This window comes from Ralstonia mannitolilytica, from assembly GCF_905397375.1.
GTDB lineage: Bacteria > Pseudomonadota > Gammaproteobacteria > Burkholderiales > Burkholderiaceae > Ralstonia > Ralstonia mannitolilytica.
In genome coordinates this window covers 123,950-139,987 of sequence record NZ_CAJPVG010000005.1, presented here as the reverse complement: position 1 = coordinate 139,987, position 16,038 = coordinate 123,950, and the positions used below count along the sequence as shown (strand labels likewise).

General features: G+C 65.3%; 18 protein-coding genes and 1 other RNA gene. 11 read left to right on the top strand and 8 right to left on the bottom strand.

Annotated features, from left to right (window positions below):
• The first annotated feature begins 5 nt into the window (after positions 1-5).
• The 3 genes from pyrC to rnpB all read left to right on the top strand — a co-directional run bounded on the left by pyrC (position 6) and on the right by rnpB (position 2,200).
• On the top strand, positions 6-1,040 hold the full coding sequence (pyrC, locus tag KHN96_RS12260; protein WP_062739063.1) for a dihydroorotase: 1,035 nt from the start codon (positions 6-8) through the stop codon (positions 1,038-1,040).
• 4 nt (positions 1,041-1,044) lie between these two features.
• Positions 1,045-1,845: a DUF3025 domain-containing protein gene (locus tag KHN96_RS12255; protein WP_062739115.1), complete on the top strand. Its 801-nt coding sequence runs from the start codon at positions 1,045-1,047 to the stop codon at positions 1,843-1,845.
• Positions 1,846-1,858: 13 nt separating this feature from the next.
• Positions 1,859-2,200: RNase P RNA component class A (gene rnpB / locus KHN96_RS12250), an RNA gene on the top strand.
• A 1-nt stretch (position 2,201) separates the two neighbouring features.
• Here the strand turns inward: rnpB and KHN96_RS12245 are convergent.
• Positions 2,202-2,648 carry an OsmC family protein gene (locus KHN96_RS12245; RefSeq protein ID WP_045785810.1) on the bottom strand — a complete coding sequence of 149 codons (447 nt, stop codon included), beginning with the start codon at positions 2,646-2,648 and terminating at the stop codon, positions 2,202-2,204.
• Between the two features lie 700 nt (positions 2,649-3,348).
• On the opposite strand from KHN96_RS12245, the gene rplM reads away from it, so the two are divergent.
• The 5 genes from rplM to erpA all read left to right on the top strand — a co-directional run bounded on the left by rplM (position 3,349) and on the right by erpA (position 6,115).
• Complete coding sequence (gene rplM / locus KHN96_RS12240; RefSeq protein WP_009239122.1) at positions 3,349-3,777, top strand: 50S ribosomal protein L13; 429 nt, start codon at positions 3,349-3,351, stop codon at positions 3,775-3,777.
• 12 nt (positions 3,778-3,789) lie between these two features.
• Positions 3,790-4,182: a 30S ribosomal protein S9 gene (rpsI, locus tag KHN96_RS12235; protein ID WP_004633190.1), complete on the top strand. Its 393-nt coding sequence runs from the start codon at positions 3,790-3,792 to the stop codon at positions 4,180-4,182.
• Positions 4,183-4,410: 228 nt separating this feature from the next.
• Complete coding sequence (locus KHN96_RS12230; RefSeq protein WP_045785811.1) at positions 4,411-5,166, top strand: DUF6776 family protein; 756 nt, start codon at positions 4,411-4,413, stop codon at positions 5,164-5,166.
• 42 nt (positions 5,167-5,208) lie between these two features.
• A complete protein-coding gene (locus KHN96_RS12225; RefSeq protein WP_045785812.1) occupies positions 5,209-5,613 on the top strand; it encodes a bactofilin family protein in 405 nt (134 codons plus the stop codon).
• A 127-nt stretch (positions 5,614-5,740) separates the two neighbouring features.
• On the top strand, positions 5,741-6,115 hold the full coding sequence (erpA, locus tag KHN96_RS12220; protein WP_045785813.1) for an iron-sulfur cluster insertion protein ErpA: 375 nt from the start codon (positions 5,741-5,743) through the stop codon (positions 6,113-6,115).
• A 66-nt stretch (positions 6,116-6,181) separates the two neighbouring features.
• Here the strand turns inward: erpA and KHN96_RS12215 are convergent, their stop codons facing one another.
• Positions 6,182-7,336 (bottom strand): anhydro-N-acetylmuramic acid kinase, encoded by a 1,155-nt coding sequence (locus KHN96_RS12215; protein WP_062739062.1) that lies wholly within the window; start codon positions 7,334-7,336, stop codon positions 6,182-6,184.
• A 175-nt stretch (positions 7,337-7,511) separates the two neighbouring features.
• Here KHN96_RS12215 and tyrS point away from each other — a divergent pair, with 175 nt between their 5' ends.
• The 3 genes from tyrS to KHN96_RS12200 are packed head-to-tail and all read left to right on the top strand — an operon-like array spanning position 7,512 to position 9,988.
• Complete coding sequence (gene tyrS / locus KHN96_RS12210) at positions 7,512-8,780, top strand: tyrosine--tRNA ligase (RefSeq protein WP_045785815.1); 1,269 nt, start codon at positions 7,512-7,514, stop codon at positions 8,778-8,780.
• Positions 8,777-9,289 (top strand): D-aminoacyl-tRNA deacylase, encoded by a 513-nt coding sequence (dtd, locus tag KHN96_RS12205; protein ID WP_062739061.1) that lies wholly within the window; start codon positions 8,777-8,779, stop codon positions 9,287-9,289. The genes tyrS and dtd overlap by 4 nt, the downstream gene beginning before the upstream one ends.
• 18 nt (positions 9,290-9,307) lie before the next feature.
• Positions 9,308-9,988 (top strand): histidine phosphatase family protein, encoded by a 681-nt coding sequence (locus tag KHN96_RS12200; RefSeq protein ID WP_045785817.1) that lies wholly within the window; start codon positions 9,308-9,310, stop codon positions 9,986-9,988.
• 3 nt (positions 9,989-9,991) lie between these two features.
• Here the strand turns inward: KHN96_RS12200 and KHN96_RS12195 are convergent, their stop codons facing one another.
• The 6 genes from KHN96_RS12195 to purH form a co-directional block, all read right to left on the bottom strand.
• Positions 9,992-10,702 carry a queuosine precursor transporter gene (locus KHN96_RS12195; RefSeq protein ID WP_045785818.1) on the bottom strand — a complete coding sequence of 237 codons (711 nt, stop codon included), beginning with the start codon at positions 10,700-10,702 and terminating at the stop codon, positions 9,992-9,994.
• Between the two features lie 19 nt (positions 10,703-10,721).
• Positions 10,722-11,795, bottom strand: coding sequence for a Holliday junction branch migration DNA helicase RuvB (gene ruvB, locus KHN96_RS12190; protein ID WP_045785819.1), 1,074 nt, complete (start codon positions 11,793-11,795; stop codon positions 10,722-10,724).
• A gap of 63 nt (positions 11,796-11,858) precedes the next feature.
• Positions 11,859-12,440, bottom strand: a complete 582-nt coding sequence (gene ruvA / locus KHN96_RS12185) for a Holliday junction branch migration protein RuvA (protein ID WP_062739060.1) — start codon at positions 12,438-12,440, stop codon at positions 11,859-11,861.
• 146 nt (positions 12,441-12,586) lie between these two features.
• Complete coding sequence (locus KHN96_RS12180; protein WP_062739059.1) at positions 12,587-13,729, bottom strand: glycerophosphodiester phosphodiesterase; 1,143 nt, start codon at positions 13,727-13,729, stop codon at positions 12,587-12,589.
• 79 nt (positions 13,730-13,808) lie between these two features.
• The gene (ruvC, locus tag KHN96_RS12175) at positions 13,809-14,354 is read right to left on the bottom strand and encodes a crossover junction endodeoxyribonuclease RuvC (RefSeq protein WP_004635567.1); all 546 of its coding nucleotides are present in this window, start codon (positions 14,352-14,354) and stop codon (positions 13,809-13,811) included.
• A gap of 83 nt (positions 14,355-14,437) precedes the next feature.
• Positions 14,438-16,012 carry a bifunctional phosphoribosylaminoimidazolecarboxamide formyltransferase/IMP cyclohydrolase gene (gene purH / locus KHN96_RS12170; protein WP_045785822.1) on the bottom strand — a complete coding sequence of 525 codons (1,575 nt, stop codon included), beginning with the start codon at positions 16,010-16,012 and terminating at the stop codon, positions 14,438-14,440.
• Between the last annotated feature and the right edge of the window lie 26 nt (positions 16,013-16,038).

The window sequence follows — 16,038 nt, the reverse complement described above, 5'->3', positions numbered from 1 at the left end:
TCACCATGACCGACACCCTCACAATCGTCCGCCCCGATGACTGGCACCTGCACCTGCGCGACGGCGACGCGCTCGCCGATGTGGTGGGCGACACCGCGCGCCAGTTCGGCCGGGCGATCATCATGCCGAACCTCAAGCCCCCGGTGACGACCACCGCCCAGGCGCGCGCCTACCGCGAGCGCATCCTCGCGGCGCTGCCCGCCGGTACGCAGTTCGAGCCGCTGATGACGCTGTACCTGACCGACAACACGTCCCCCGAGGTCATCCGCGAGGCCAAGGCCAGCGGCATTGTCCATGGCGTGAAGCTGTATCCCGCGGGTGCCACCACCAACAGCGATGCCGGCGTGACGGACCTGCGCCGCTGCGCCAAGACGCTCGAAGCCATGCAGGAAGTCGGCATGCCACTGCTCGTGCACGGCGAGGTGACCGACCCGACCGTCGACATCTTCGATCGCGAGGCCGTCTTCATCGACACGGTGATGCTGCCGCTGCGCCGCGACTTCCCGGCGCTGAAGGTCGTGTTCGAGCACATCACCACCAAGCACGCAGCCGAATACGTGCGCGATGCGGAAGGCCCGGTCGGCGCAACCATCACCGCGCATCATCTGCTGTACAACCGCAACGCCCTGTTTGTCGGCGGCATCCGCCCGCATTACTACTGCCTGCCGGTGCTCAAGCGCGAAACGCACCGCCTGGCGCTGGTGGCCGCGGCCACCTCGGGCCACCCGCGCTTCTTCCTCGGTACCGACAGCGCGCCGCACGCCAAGGGCGTCAAGGAACACGCCTGCGGTTGCGCCGGCTGCTACACTGCGCTGCACGCCATGGAGCTGTACGCCGAGGCCTTTGAAGACGCCAACGCACTCGACAAGCTCGAAGGTTTTGCGAGCCTCCACGGGCCGGACTTCTACGGCCTGCCGCGCAACGCCGGCACGCTGACGCTCACGCGCTCGCAATGGCAGCTTCCCGCCGAAGTCCCGTTCGGCGAGCAGACGCTGGTGCCGTTGCGCGGCGGCGAGATGCTGCGCTGGAAGTCTGTCTGAGTTGCTGGCCGCTGATCTCGGTGCGATCGACTGGTGGCATCCTGGTTTCGCACCGCTCGCTGCAGTGGGCGCGCCGCTTGCAGACGCAATCACGCGGGGCGCCGATCTTCGAGACGCACTGAACGCGCAGCCGGCGGCACATGCAATCGGCACGTGCAGCGGTCATGCCCTGCGCTTCGTCCGGCAAGATGCACTGCCGGCCGGCACCGCTTACGAAGCACACATCGCCGCCACGGGCGAGGTGCCGACCCGGGACAATCTCCACGACTTTTTCAACGCCCTGATCTGGTTGCATTGGCCGCGTGCGAAGGCAGCGCTCAACGCGCGCCAGGCGCGGGTGATCACGCAGGACGGGATTGGCGCGGCACGCGGCACCGTTCGCGATGCCGCCACGCTGTTCGACGAAAATGCCCTGATCTTTCTGCACACCGAAGACGCGCCCGAGCGGTGTCTGACCGGGTTCGACTGGCGCGGCTTGTTCGTCGAGGGCAGGGCAGCGTGGGGCGCCACGTGCGCGGTTCTGCCGTTCGGCCATGCAGTCTTGGAAAAGCTGGTCGCGCCTTACAAGTCGATCACGGCCCACGCGTGGCCGGTGCAGGTGGCCGCGTTGCCGGCGGACCGCCCCTCGCTCGACGCTGCGCTGGCCGAGACACTGCTGCACGCCGATCTCGCGCCCCGCCATTTCCGCCCGTTGCCCGTCATGGGGATCCCGGGTTGGTGCGATGCCAACGAAGACGCCGGCTTCTATCTGGACACGACAGTCTTTCGCCCGGGCCGGCGGCGATTCTTACCTGAACAGTGCTAGACTCGCGCCTCGCGAAGCGGACCAGACAACCGCTGCTTGCGCCGCCTCGTGCGAGCGGAAGGGGAGGAAAGTCCGGACTCCATAGAGCAGGGTGATGGCTAACGACCATCCACGGTGACGTGCGGAATAGGGCCACAGAGACGAGTCTTCGCCCGGGCTTCGGTCAGGGCGAAGGGTGAAACGCGGTAACCTCCACCCGGAGCAATCCCAAGTAAGCAGGCGATGAAGCGGCTCGCCGAGTCTGCGGGTAGGGAGCTTGAGCCGGCTGGCAACAGCCGGTCTAGAGGAATGGTTGTCACGCCGCTGGTTTCGGCCACGCGGCGCACAGAATCCGGCTTATCGGTCCGCTTCGCTTCTTATTCCGATGCGCCCGGCTGCGTGGCGAGGTCCACCAGCTCCAGCGAGTGCGTGATCTCGGCTGTCTTGGCCAGCATGATCGACGCCGAGCAGTACTTCTCGTGCGACAACTGGATCGCACGTTCAACGGCTTCCCGCTTGAGATTGCGCCCCGTCACCGTAAAGGTGAAGTGAATCCGCGTGAAGACCTTCGGGTCGGTTTCGGCGCGATCGGCATGCAGCTTGACGCTGCAGCCCTGCACGTCTTGCCGGCCGCGCTTGAGGATCAGCACCACGTCATAGGCCGTGCAGCCGCCGGTGCCCAGCAGCACCATTTCCATCGGGCGCGGTGCCAGGTTGCGGCCACCGCCGTCCGGTGCGCCGTCCATGGTGACGAGGTGGCCGCTGCCGGTTTCCGCCAAAAAGGCCATGCCATCCGGGCCGGCCCAGCTCACTGTGCAATCCATGTCCAATCCTTGTGCGGAGTCGGCCTGCGCCGACGAAGTGCCACATTGTAGCCAGCGGCCCGCGCCCGCGCTGTCCGATTAGGGTCGGGCCGGCTTGACAGTGGCACCTTCAAGAAAAGGTGCAACCCGCGGCTGCCGCACCAAAAACGACCCGAATTTCGAGGGGCCGCTCTAGTGTTTCGCGGACGCGACGCTCGACGTTACATGTAAGTAATTGATATATATGGAGTTTCATCGCTAGCGAGTGCTCCTATCTGCTTTCCGCATTACGGGATGCGATTTCGTAGTGCAAATTTCCTTGCGCGTGCCCCAGAAATGGGTATAATTTGCACCATTGGATCAGTTGATGCGGTGCAACCCGCCAAGTCAACCGATCAGCAGGTGTCTCCTCCACCCTCCTCCTTTGGTGGATTCAAACCCAAGCTCGATAGCTTGGGTTTTTTTTTTGTCCGTTGTGCGGGGAACGCGCCCTTTTCCTTGTGTCAAGGGCTCGTCGCGAGGTACAATCGAAATCTTTTCCGGATTGCCCGCGGAGAAGACATCCAGAGAGCCCGCACCAACAAGCGGGAAGGCGGGCCGGCGACGACCTTGCATGAGGTTGCGCAGGCGTCCGCAAGACGATCCGTTCGTGAGCAGTTTGAGCGCAAGCTCTGGGCGCGATACGGGTCCACTCGGGCACTGACTCTATTTTGGAAAAATCATGAAGACCTTTTCCGCAAAGCCGCATGAGGTGAAGCGCGATTGGTACGTGATTGACGCGACGGACAAGGTCCTCGGGCGTGTCGCCAGCGAAGTGGCACACCGACTGCGCGGCAAGCACAAGCCCGAATTCACTCCGCACGTCGATACCGGCGATTTCATCATCGTCATCAACGCGGCCAAGCTGCGCGTGACGGGCGCCAAGACGACCGACAAGAAGTACTATCGCCACTCGGGTTACCCGGGCGGTATCTACGAAACGACGTTTGGCAAGATGCAGCAGCGTTTCCCGGGCCGTGCCCTGGAAAAGGCTGTGAAGGGCATGCTGCCGAAGGGTCCGCTGGGCTACGCGATGATCAAGAAGCTGAAGGTTTACGCCGAAGGCTCGCATCCGCACGAAGCTCAGCAGCCGAAAGCGCTGGAAATCTAAGGGGCCTAATCCATGATCGGAAACTGGAACTATGGCACCGGCCGCCGCAAGAGCGCTGTGGCACGTGTCTTCATCAAGTCCGGCAAGGGCGACATCATCGTCAACGGCAAGGCTATCAACGAGTACTTCGCTCGTGAAACCTCGCTGATGATCGTGCGTCAGCCGCTGGAACTGACCAACCACGCAGCTACGTTTGACATCAAGGTCAACGTGGTTGGCGGCGGTGAAACCGGCCAGGCCGGGGCCGTGCGTCACGGCATCACCCGCGCCCTGATCGATTACGATGCCACGCTGAAGCCCGCCCTGTCGAAGGCCGGTCTGGTGACGCGTGATGCACGTGAAGTCGAGCGTAAGAAGGTCGGTCTGCGCAAGGCCCGCCGCGCCAAGCAGTTCTCGAAGCGTTAATCGCTGCTCCTGCTTCAGCAAAGAACCACACCCTCGGGTGTGGTTTTTTGTTTTGTGGGCTTCACTCAAATGATGTGATGCGTCCTGCCCCTCACTTACGCTTTGCAACAGCTCCGACATGCACGCAGGACTACAATTCACACTTTGCCAGCGTTTGGTTCGTATGATGCAATCCGCTGTTTCGCCTAAGCCGGTTTCGATCCGCAGTGCGAGCCTGGGAGTGGCCGCATGAAGGCGCGCCGCCTGTTGCGCCGCGCTTCCGTGCTCGCTCCGAACGTGACCGTACGTTCACGCCTGCCATGGCCGGTGACGGTTCTGCTGATTGCGGTGGTGCTTGGCTTGGCGGCGGCAGCAGCGCTGTGGGCGTTCGAGGAGGGCCGCCGTCTGACGGGGCCGCACGACAGCGACCTGCGCGCGATGAACCGCGAACTGACCGCGAAGTTGGCTGCGGTGCAGGCCGAGCGCGACAAGCTGGCCGCGTCGGCGGGCACCGTGGATGCCCGTCTGGGTATTGCCGAAGGGGCGCAGGCGCAGATGGCCGAGCAACTCAAGGCGCTCGAGACCGAGAACGCGCAACTGAAAGAAGATCTGGCGTTCTTCGACAGCCTGCTGCCCGCGCCGACCAACTCCGCCGGCATCTACGTGCGCAGCTTCCGCATTGCACCGGATGAAGCCCAGCCTACGCGCCTGCGCTTTCGCGTGTTGCTGATGCAGGGCGGCGGCAAGGCCTTTGCCCCGGTCTCCGAATTCCAGGGGCAATTGGCGCTGACGTTGAACGTGGTACAGGCGGGCAAACCTGCTACGATCGATTTCCCGGGTGGGGCGGCGAGCGGGTCGGCTGCAGCCACTACCCGCGTCAAGCTCACGCACTATCAGCGCCTGGAAGGTTGGGTGGATGTGCCACCCGGCACCACGGTGCAGTCGGTGATGGTGAAGGTGCTGCAGAACGGCAAGATCAAGGCGAGCCAGAGTTTTTCCATCTGACGGGCACGTCCTGTCGGAACAGTACAAAAAGAGGAGTCGACGATGCTGTTTGGCAAGAAGAAGGGCTTGGCGATTGAAACATTGCTCGGCGCCCGCACCAGGCTGGAAGGCGACCTTCGCTTCTCGGGCGGTCTGCGGATCGACGGCGAGATCAAGGGCAACGTCTACGGCGACCCTGACAAACCGAGCATGCTCGTCATTACCGACAGCGCACGCGTGGAAGGCGAGGTGCACGTCGGGCACCTGATCCTCAACGGCACGGTGGTGGGACCGGTGCATGTGGCTGAACTGCTCGAGTTGCAGCCCAAGGCCCGCATCGAGGGCAACGTGCAATACGCGGCGCTGGAGATGCACCAGGGCGCGGTCGTCATGGGCACGCTGACGCACGCGGCGCCTGGCGATGTGAAGCTGCTGCCCAATCTCAAGCTGGCTTCGAACCAGGACTGATCACACGCGGTGCCAGCCGTTGCTGGGGCACCGCACAATGCCCCCTTGAAACCCGGGGCTTCGGCACGATTTCAAGCTTGCGCTTAAAATACAGGCAAGTTTGAGACGTATCCCACAGGAGATTTTCATGAACGCAGTCGCGCAGGCAGCCACGCCCGATGTGAACGAGGTTCCGGCTCCGCTGGTCTTTACCGACAGCGCTGCGGACAAGGTCAAGCAACTGATTGAAGAAGAAGGCAACCCGGAGCTCAAGCTGCGCGTGTTCGTGCAGGGCGGCGGTTGCTCGGGCTTCCAGTACGGCTTCACCTTTGACGAAGAAACCAACGAAGACGACACGACCATGACCAAGAATGGCGTGACGCTGCTGATCGACTCGATGAGCTACCAGTACTTGGTGGGCGCCGAGATCGACTACAAGGAAGACATCAACGGCGCGCAATTCGTCATCAAGAATCCGAATGCCTCGACCACCTGCGGTTGCGGCTCGTCGTTCTCGGTCTGACGGGGCCTCGCTCCAAAGGAAAAAGCGCACCTGGGTGCGCTTTTTTGTTGCCTTGAGTTTGGGTGCTCAGGCCGGATAGATCGCGCCAAGAATGCGACCGCCCGAGGCGCCGGTCGCGGTGTACAGATTGCCCGGTACGCGGTGTACGCACTGGCGCGCCAGCCACGCAAAGGCGAGCGCTTCCACTTGGTGCGCTGGCACACCAAAGTCGTCTGTCGGGGCGACTTGCACGCCCGGCAGTTGCTGCCCGATGTGGGCCATCAGCGCGCCGTTGCGTGCACCGCCGCCGCAGACGAGCAGCGATGTCGCTTGCGGCGCATGCGCCTGTACGGCATCGGCGATGGTGCCGGCGGTGAGGGCGAGCAGCGTGGCTTGCACGTCTGCGGGGCGTGCGGCGGCAAGTGCATCGCCGAGCGACTGCTGCAGCCACGCCGGGTTGAACAGGTCACGACCGGTACTCTTCGGCGGCGCGGCGGCAAAGAACGGTTCTGCCTTGAGGCGCGCAAGCAGGGCTTTGTCCACGCGCCCGGTGCGCGCCCAGGCGCCGTCGGCGTCGTAGCGGGTGCCTTGGTGGTTGTGGACCCAATAATCCATCAGGGCGTTGCCGGGGCCGCAGTCGAAGCCCAGCACGGCGTCGCGCGCATTGGACGCCTGCGGGGGCAGCACGGTCAGGTTGGCGATGCCGCCGATGTTGCACACCACGCGCCACGCATCCGGCAGGCCAAACAGCGCGCGATGCAGGGCCGGCACAAGCGGCGCGCCCTGGCCGCCCGCGGCGATGTCGCGGCTGCGAAAGTCCGCGATGACGTCGATGCCGACACGCTCGGCCAGCACGGCAGCATGCTGTGTCTGGCGCGTGTATCCGATGCCGTCGTGCGCGCCGGGCTGATGACGGATCGTCTGCCCGTGCGCGCCGATGGCCTGCACGTCGTGTGCGGTCAGGCCCGTGCCCTCGAGCAGCCTGCCGACGCATTCGGCGTAGACGATGGCGAGCGCATTGGCGGCCAAGGCTTCGCGGTGGATTTCATCGTGACCGGCGTGCTGCAGGTCCAGAAAGCGCTGCCGCAGCTCGGCAGGGAAGGGCACGTAGGCGTCGGCCAGGACGGCCGGGTGGTCGCCGGAGAAATCCGCGAGTACGCCGTCGACGCCGTCCAGGCTGGTGCCGGACATCAGGCCGATGTAGCGGTCGCTGCGGGTGGAAATGTTGTCGGGATGGCTCATGCGCGACAGCTTACCAGCGCGATGGCGGGCCGGCTGGGCACATCACGGTAAAATCCCGGGATTGCGCGGCCGGAACGTCTTGGACGCATGTCGGCCATCGCGCACGCACGATCTCCCTGTTTCTTGTTTCCGTTCGCGCCGTTGCTTCAGCGGCGCGGTGACCTTTCTTTTTGCCATGACCGCACCTGACGCTTCCGTACCCGCTTCCGACAACGCTACGCCGGGCAAACCGAAATATCCGGTCACGCCCGAGGTGCTGCACGCGATGGAGGTGTCGCTGCGCGGCTGCGACGAATTGCTGGTGGCGGCAGAGTGGGAACAGAAGCTCGCGCGCAGCGCCGCGACCGGCGTGCCGTTGCGCATCAAGCTGGGCCTGGACCCGACTGCGCCCGACATCCACATCGGCCACACGGTGGTGCTCAACAAGATGCGCCAGCTGCAGGACCTGGGGCATCAGGTGATCTTCCTGATCGGCGATTTCACCTCGACCATCGGCGATCCGTCGGGCCGCAACTCGACGCGCCCGCCGCTCACGCGCGAGCAGATCGAGGCCAACGCACAGACCTACTACCGCCAGGCCAGCATGGTCCTTGACCCGAGCAAGACCGAGATCCGCTACAACAGCGAATGGTGCGACCCGCTGGGTGCGCGCGGCATGATCCAGCTGGCCTCGCGCTACACCGTCGCCCGCATGATGGAGCGCGATGACTTCACCAAGCGCTTCAAGGCCGGCGTGCCGATCTCGGTGCACGAATTCCTCTACCCGCTGATGCAGGGGTACGACTCCGTTGCGCTGAAATCCGACCTGGAGCTGGGTGGCACCGACCAGAAATTCAACCTGCTGGTCGGGCGCGAGCTGCAGAAGGAATACGGCCAGGAGCCGCAGTGCATCCTGACGATGCCGCTGCTGGTGGGGCTGGACGGCGTGGAGAAGATGTCCAAGTCCAAGGGCAACTACGTCGGCATCAGCGAGGCGCCGAATGAGATGTTCGGCAAGCTGATGAGCATCTCCGACGACCTGATGTGGACGTACTACACGCTGCTGTCCTTCCGCCCGCAGGCCGAGATCGACATGATGAAGGAAGAGGTCGCGCTGGGCCGCAACCCGCGCGATTGCAAGGTGCTGCTGGCGCAGGAAATCGTTGCGCGCTTCCACAGCCAGGCCGATGCCGAGCGCGCACTGGATGACTTCAACCACCGCGCCCGCGGCGGCGTGCCGGACGACATCCCGCAGATCGAGCTGTCGGGCGCGCCGCTGGGCATCGCGCAGCTGCTCAAGCAGGCCGGCCTCTGCCCGTCGACGTCGGAAGCCAACCGCAACATCGAGCAGGGTGGCGTAAAGATCGACGGTACCGTCATCAGCGACAAGGGCCTGAAGGTGGAGGCAGGCACGTTCGTCATGCAGGTCGGCAAGCGCCGATTTGCGCGCGTGGTGCTGAAGTGATCGGCCTGATCCAGCGCGTGTCGGAAGCGGCCGTGCGCGTCGATGGCCGCGTCGTCGGCGAGATCGGACCGGGCCTGCTCGCCCTCGTGTGCGCCGAACGCGGCGACACCGCCGCCGAGGCCGACCGCTTGCTGGAAAAGTTGCTGAACTACCGCGTGTTCTCGGATGCGCAGGGCAGGATGAACCTGCCGGTGCGCAACATCGACGGCAACGGGCAGGTAGGCGGCTTGCTGATCGTCTCGCAGTTCACGCTGGCGGCCGATACCAAGTCCGGTACGCGTCCGAGCTTTACGCCGGCGGCTGCGCCGCAAGACGGCCGCCGCCTGTACGAGCATTTCGTGACGCGGGCGCAGGCGCAGCACCCCATCGTCGCCAGCGGGGAGTTCGGTGCCGACATGAAGGTATCGCTCGTCAACGATGGGCCGGTCACGTTCTGGCTGCAGGTCGCGCCGCCAGCGGTGCGGGCGGCAGCGCCCGAGGTGGCCAAATCCGCCGTCAAATCCGTCTGACCTGCCCAGGACCCCGTGATGCCACGCGCCGCTGCCATGCCCATGCCGATGCCGCAAATTACCCACATCGTGCTCATCCGCCACGGCGAGACCGACTGGAACCGTGAGCGCCGCCTGCAAGGCCAGCTCGACGTGCCGCTGAACACGCAGGGGCTTGAGCAAGCCGCGCAGCTCGGCAGGGCGCTCGCGGGTGAGCGCTTCGATGCGGTCTACGCAAGCGACCTGTCGCGCGCCCGGCAGACCGCGCAAGCGCTGGCCGATGAGCTCGGCGTAGCGGTGCGCGACGACGCCGGCCTTCGCGAACGCTGCTACGGCGAGTTCGAAGGCCTGACCTACGCCGAAGTCGCCGAGCGGCATCCGGCTGAATTCGACGCCTGGCAGAACCGCGTGCCGGCGTTCGCGCCGCCCGGCGGCGAAACGCTCACCGAATTCCACGAGCGCGCGGTGCAGACAGCCCTGCGCCTGGTCCGCCGCCACCCCGGCGAACGCATCGCGCTGGTCAGCCACGGCGGCGTGCTGGATTGCCTGTATCGCCACGCCAACGCCATGACGCTCACCGAGCCACGCCGGCATGAGCTGCGCAACGCGAGCATCAACCGGCTTTCATCCGACGGTCATCAGTTGACCGTGCTGCAGTGGGGCGATGTCGCGCACCTCGATTTGCTGGTGCTCGACGAGGTGGACCGCCGCGTTCCCTGAACGCTACACCTTCAGCCGGAACGGCGTGAAGTCGGTATCGCGGTCGTAGTAGTCCTCGTTCTCGGCGCGCTTGAGGAAGGCGACGACGCGGTAGGTGAGTGGGGTTGCGACGATTTCCCAGCCGGTCTTGAGGATGTATTGCGCGATGGCCACGCGCAGCACCTGTTCGTGCGGCCAGATGCCGTAGAAGGCGATCACGTAGAACAGCGACGAATCGACCGCCTCGCCCACCACCGTGGACCCGACGATGCGCGTCCACAGCCATTTCCCTTCCGTTGCGATCTTCATCTTCGCCAGCGTGTAGCTGTTGGCAAAGCTGCCGCACCAGAATGCGATGAGCGACCCCGCCACGATGCGCGGCGTGTTGCCGAACACGTCGTTCAGGCTCTTCTGATAGCCGGCCATGAACGGCGCCACGGGCAGCGCCAGCACCACCAGCGACATGAACGACGCGAAGACGAGCGCGGCAAAACCCGCCCACACCACGCGGCGGTCGCGCCCGTAGCCGTACACCTCGGTGAGGATGTCGCCGAAGATGTACGAGATCGGGAAGAACAGCACGCCCGCGCCAAATGTGACCGGCCCAAGGATCGGCAACGTGACCTGCGCCGCCTTGGCCGCACCGATCAGGTTCGAGCACAGCAGCACTGTGACGAAGGCGGCCATGACGAAGTCGTAGTAGCGGAAGTTGCGCTGAGGACTTGGAGCGGTCATGGCATCGCGGCGCTGATGGCTAGTTGTTGTCGTCCCAGAGATCGCGCACCGGGCCGCTCTTTGGCGCGCCCAGCCCGAAGTGCTGGTACGCCGATGCCGTAGCCACGCGGCCGCGCGGCGTGCGCTGCAGGTAGCCCTGCTGGATCAGGTACGGCTCGAGCACGTCTTCGATCGTGTCGCGCTCTTCGCCGATGGCTGCCGCCAGGTTGTCGATGCCGACCGGCCCGCCGTTGAACTTGTGCAGGATCGCTTCGAGCAGCTTGCGGTCCATCAGGTCGAAGCCGACGGCATCCACATCGAGCATCGCCAGTGCGGCATCGGCGACTTCGCGCGTGATGACGCCGTCGGCCTTGACCTCGGCGTAGTCACGTACGCGGCGCAGCAGACGGTTGGCGATACGCGGCGTGCCGCGCGAGCGCTTGGCGATTTCCAGCGCGCCGTCTTCGGCGATCCTGGCGTTGAGCAGGCCCGCCGAGCGCGTGACGATCTTCGTCAGCTCGGCAGGCGTGTAGAACTCCAGCCGCGCGACGATGCCGAAGCGGTCGCGCAGCGGGTTGGTCAGCATGCCGGCCCGCGTGGTGGCCCCCACCAGCGTGAACGGCTGCAGATCGAGCTTGACCGAGCGCGCCGCCGGGCCCTCGCCAATCATGATGTCGATCTGGTAGTCCTCCAGCGCCGGGTACAGGATTTCCTCCACCACGGGCGAGAGCCGATGAATCTCGTCGATGAAGAGGACGTCGTTGGCTTCGAGGTTGGTGAGCAGCGCGGCCAGATCGCCCGGGCGTTCCAGCACGGGGCCGGAAGTCTGGCGCAGGTTGACGCCCATTTCGCGCGCGATGATGTGCGCCAGCGTCGTCTTGCCCAGACCGGGGGGGCCGAACAGCAGCACGTGGTCCAGCGCTTCGCTGCGCTGCTTGGCCGCCGTCATGAAGATGTCGAGCTGGCCGCGCACCTTTTCCTGGCCGACATATTCGTCGAGCAGCTTGGGGCGCAGCGCGCGCTCGAACGCCTCCTCGTTGGGGGAGGCGGGGGAGGCTGAGATGATGCGCTCAGCAGAGACAGCCTTGGCGGCGAGCTTGTCGGTTTCGATCATGACGGGCAGACGGCGCCGGGAAGGCGCGAGCAGGCCATTCTACCGTCTTGCCGCGCCGGGGCGTCAGCCCTTGGACAGCGCCTTGAGCGCCAGCTTGATCCCCTCGGAGACGCCCGTGCCGGCCGGCACCTGCTTGATGGCGAGCGCCGCTTCCTTGTCGGAATACCCCAGCGCCAGCAAGGCGTTGAGCACGTCGACCGCGTCGTCCGAGACGGCCGGGCCGCCGGGCACGGCGCCGAGGTCGGCGCCCAGCTTGCCCTTGAGTTCGAGCAGCAGGCGCTCGGCCGTCTTCTTGCCGATCCCCGGGATGCGCGTGAGCCGCCCGGCTTCCTGCAGTGTGACGGCCTGCGCGAGTTCCGCCACCGACATGCCGGACAGCACCGCCAGCGCAATGCGTGCGCCGATGCCGGAAATCTTGATGAGCTGGCGGAACGTCTCGCGCTCGGCGGCAGTGCCGAAGCCGTAGAGCAGGTGCGCATCTTCGCGCACGATCTGCTGCGTCAGCAGGATGACCTTCTCGCCGATCGCGGGCAGGTTGTAGAACGTGCTCATCGGCACGTCGATCTCGTAGCCGACGCCGTGGCAATCGACCAGCAGGTGCGGCGGGTTCTTTTCGATCAGCGTCCCGGCGATGCGTCCGATCATGGGTGGGGTTCCTCCTCCAAAACGGGACGCAGTGTAGCCCAAACCTGCCGCCCGGCCCGACCCCTCTGCGAGGCTCAGCGGCCCCTTGTACGCCTGCGCTTGCCGGGGCCGCCTCGGGCCGCCCACTCCGGTTTGATGCACGAACGCTAGCGCTTGAAGGTCGAGACGGCCTGCCGCCCGACCGCCGGGTCGTCTGTGAAGAAGCCGTCGACGCCTGCGCGCAGGAAGGCCTGGATCTCTTCGATGGAGCCGCTCACGTTCCGCGTGCTGTCGGCACCGCTGCGCAGCGACGGCGGCAGGAAGGTGTTCTCGGGCCGGAACGTGTACGGGTGGACGACGAGCCCAGCGTTGTGCGCGTTGCGGATGAGGTCGGTCGGGTCGGTGAGCCGGCCGTCGGCATCCAGGCTCATGATGCTGTTCTTGTCGGGGCCGACGCCGTTGGCATAGCTCGCGATGTCACGCATGCCGCGGTCGGTCATCATGTCGCCGTAGGTGCGGGTGTCGCGAGCGACGAAGAAGTCGTACGGTTGCCGGCCCGCGCTGCCCATCAGTTGCACGAGCTTCCAGTTCGGCTGGCTGCTGCCGATCTTGTCGCGGATGGCCTTGAGGTTGGCCACTTCGAACGACTGGATGTAGACCGTGGTGCGGCTCGCCGTGAAGGCATCACGGCGCAGTGCATCGATCAGCCTGTCTTCGAGCGGCAGACCGATCGACTGGAAGTACGTCGGATGTTTCGTCTCGGGATAGATGCCGATGTTGCGGCCAAGCCTGGCGGATTGGTCCCGCGCGAGCGCGATGATCTCGTCGAGCGTCGGGATGTCGAACTGGTCGTTGTAGGCGACGTTGTCGGGGCGGATGCTGGGGATGCGCTCGCGTGCGCGCAGCGTTTTCAATTCACCGAGCGTGAAGTCTTCGGTGAACCAGCCGGTGACGCTCTGGCCGTCGATCGTCTTGGTGGTCTTGCGGCCAGCAAATGCTGCCACGTCGGCCACGTTCGTCGTGCCGGAGATTTCGTTCTCGTGGCGCGCCACGAGCACGCCATCTTTGGTGGAGACGAGATCGGGCTCGATGATGTCGGCGCCGTCGTCGATGGCCTTCTGGTACGAGGCGAGCGTGTGCTCGGGCCGCAACGCCGATGCACCGCGGTGTCCGATCACCTGGACGGTGGCGATGGGCGTGGTGTTGCCGCCGCCGTTGTCGCCGCCATGGTTGTATTCCAGCCGGCAGGCGGACAGGGCCATCGAGGTACTCAAGATCAACGGGCTCAGCAGGATGAGGCGGCGCAGCATCGGGATCTCCTGAAGACGGATACCCCGCATGGTAGTCGCCGCGCGATGAAGCAGCTACCCGCCGACTTTGAAGATCCTGTCAACCGACGAGGCGCCCGCGCCGCACGCGCAGCCCCTTTTGCGCAAGCTGCGGCGCCAGCCCGGCCATGGCGGCCAGCGTTTCGCCGCCGTGCGCATGGCAGATCGCCACGCCCAAGGCGTCCGATGCATCGGCGCCGGGTTTGCCTTCCAGGTTGAGCAGGCGCACGACCATCTCCTGCACCTGGTCCTTGTTGGCGCGGCCGTAGCCGACGACGGCCTGCTTCAGTTGCAGCGCGGTGTATTCGAACACGGGCAGGTTGCCGCTCATCAGGCCGCAGATCACCGCGCCGCGGGCCTGGCCGAGCAGCAGCGTCGATTGCGGGTTGACGTTGACGAACACCTTTTCGATGGAAGCGCAGTCCGGCCGGTAGGTGCTCACCAGTTCGGAGACGCCGTCATACAGCGTCTTCAGGCGGCTGGGCAGGTCGGCATTGCCGTTGCTCTTGATCGTGCCCGAGGCCACGTACACGAGCTTGTGGCCGTGCCGTTCGAGCACGCCGAAACCCGTGGTGCGAAGGCCGGGATCGATGCCGAGGATGCGCATGAAATGGAGCGGAGCAGAAAAGAAAAACGGGGCAGGCGCCAGTCTACGCCTTGCCCCGCTGATCGGTCGAACGACCGAGCCGATCAGTGGCGGAAGTGGCGGGTGCCCGTGAAGATCATCGCCACGTTGCGCTCGTCGGCGGCGGCGATCACTTCATCGTCGCGCACCGAGCCGCCTGGCTGGATCACGCACGAGGCGCCAGCGTCGACCACCACGTCCAGGCCATCGCGGAACGGGAAGAACGCATCCGACGCCACAGCCGAACCGGCCAGCGTCAGACCGGCGTTCTGCGCCTTGATGCTGGCGATGCGGGCCGAGTCCACACGGCTCATCTGGCCGGCGCCCACGCCCAGCGTCATGCCGCCGCCGCAGAACACGATGGCGTTCGACTTGACGAACTTGGCGACGCGCCAGGCGAACATCAGGTCGTCCATTTCCTTCGGGGTCGGGTGGCGCTTGGTGACCACGCGCAGCTCGCTCGGCTGCACGTTCTTGGCGTCCGGGCTCTGCACCAGCAGGCCGCCGCCCACGCGCTTGAAGTCGTACGCATTGATGCCGTTGCCGAGCGGAATTTCGAGCACACGCACGTTCTGCTTGCCGGCGAACACGGCACGCGCCCCTTCCGAGAACCCCGGGGCGATCAGCACTTCCACGAACTGCTTGGCGACGACCTGTGCGGCTGCTTCATCCAGCGGCACGTTGAAGGCGATGATGCCGCCGAAGGCCGAAGTCGAGTCGGTCTTGAAGGCCTTCTCATACGCTTCCTGCGCGGTGCCGCCAATGGCCACGCCGCACGGGTTGGCGTGCTTGATGATGACGCACGCGGCGCCCTTGGCCGGGTCGAACGACTTCACGCATTCCCACGCGGCGTCGGCGTCGGCGATGTTGTTGTACGACAACTCCTTGCCCTGCAGTTGCGTGTAGTTGGCGAGCGCGCCGTCGACGGCTTTCAGGTCACGGTAGAACGCGGCGGATTGGTGCGGATTCTCGCCGTAACGCATCTCCTGCACCTTGTCGAAGGCCAGGTTCAGCGTTTGCGGATAGGCGCTGCGCGTGCTGTGCGACTTGTCGGCGCCGAGGCTCGTCAGGTAATTCGTGATGGCGCCGTCGTACTGCGCGGTGTGCGCGAACACCTTCTTGGCCAGCATGAAGTTGGTTTCGTAGCCGACCGTGTTGTTGTTGGCCTGCATTTCGGCCAGCACGGTGGCGTAGTCGGCCGGGTCGACGATGACCGTCACGTCGCGATGGTTCTTGGCCGCCGAGCGCAGCATGGTCGGGCCGCCGATGTCGATGTTCTCGATGGCGTCGGCCAGCGTGCATTCGTCCTTGGCCACCGTCTGCTGGAACGGGTACAGGTTCACCACCAGCAGGTCGATGGTCGGGATGCTGTGCTCAGCGAGCGCCGCCATGTGCTCGGGCAGGTCGCGGCGGGCCAGGATGCCGCCGTGCACCTTCGGGTGCAGCGTCTTGACGCGGCCGTCGAGCATTTCCGGAAAACCGGTGTAGTCCGCCACTTCCGTCACGGGCAGGCCCGATTCGGCGAGCAGCTTGGCGGTGCCGCCGGTGGAGAGGAGCTTGACGCCGCGCTCGTGCAGGGCACGGGCAAAGTCGACGATGCCGGTCTTGTCGGAAACGGAAAGCAGGGCTTGCTGGATCATGATGGAAACGCCGGTGGGCGGGTGTG

Excerpts from the sequence above, each read along its gene's own strand:
- pyrC (WP_062739063.1), top strand. The coding sequence starts at position 6 with ATGACCGACACCCTCACAATCGTCCGCCCCGATGACTGGCACCTGCAC.
- KHN96_RS12245 (WP_045785810.1), bottom strand. The coding sequence starts at position 2,648 with ATGGATTGCACAGTGAGCTGGGCCGGCCCGGATGGCATGGCCTTTTTG.
- rplM (WP_009239122.1), top strand. The coding sequence starts at position 3,349 with ATGAAGACCTTTTCCGCAAAGCCGCATGAGGTGAAGCGCGATTGGTAC.
- rpsI (WP_004633190.1), top strand. The coding sequence starts at position 3,790 with ATGATCGGAAACTGGAACTATGGCACCGGCCGCCGCAAGAGCGCTGTG.
- KHN96_RS12230 (WP_045785811.1), top strand. The coding sequence starts at position 4,411 with ATGAAGGCGCGCCGCCTGTTGCGCCGCGCTTCCGTGCTCGCTCCGAAC.
- KHN96_RS12225 (WP_045785812.1), top strand. The coding sequence starts at position 5,209 with ATGCTGTTTGGCAAGAAGAAGGGCTTGGCGATTGAAACATTGCTCGGC.
- erpA (WP_045785813.1), top strand. The coding sequence starts at position 5,741 with ATGAACGCAGTCGCGCAGGCAGCCACGCCCGATGTGAACGAGGTTCCG.
- KHN96_RS12215 (WP_062739062.1), bottom strand. The coding sequence starts at position 7,336 with ATGAGCCATCCCGACAACATTTCCACCCGCAGCGACCGCTACATCGGC.
- tyrS (WP_045785815.1), top strand. The coding sequence starts at position 7,512 with ATGACCGCACCTGACGCTTCCGTACCCGCTTCCGACAACGCTACGCCG.
- KHN96_RS12200 (WP_045785817.1), top strand. The coding sequence starts at position 9,308 with ATGCCACGCGCCGCTGCCATGCCCATGCCGATGCCGCAAATTACCCAC.
- KHN96_RS12195 (WP_045785818.1), bottom strand. The coding sequence starts at position 10,702 with ATGACCGCTCCAAGTCCTCAGCGCAACTTCCGCTACTACGACTTCGTC.
- ruvB (WP_045785819.1), bottom strand. The coding sequence starts at position 11,795 with ATGATCGAAACCGACAAGCTCGCCGCCAAGGCTGTCTCTGCTGAGCGC.
- ruvA (WP_062739060.1), bottom strand. The coding sequence starts at position 12,440 with ATGATCGGACGCATCGCCGGGACGCTGATCGAAAAGAACCCGCCGCAC.
- KHN96_RS12180 (WP_062739059.1), bottom strand. The coding sequence starts at position 13,729 with ATGCTGCGCCGCCTCATCCTGCTGAGCCCGTTGATCTTGAGTACCTCG.
- ruvC (WP_004635567.1), bottom strand. The coding sequence starts at position 14,354 with ATGCGCATCCTCGGCATCGATCCCGGCCTTCGCACCACGGGTTTCGGC.
- purH (WP_045785822.1), bottom strand. The coding sequence starts at position 16,012 with ATGATCCAGCAAGCCCTGCTTTCCGTTTCCGACAAGACCGGCATCGTC.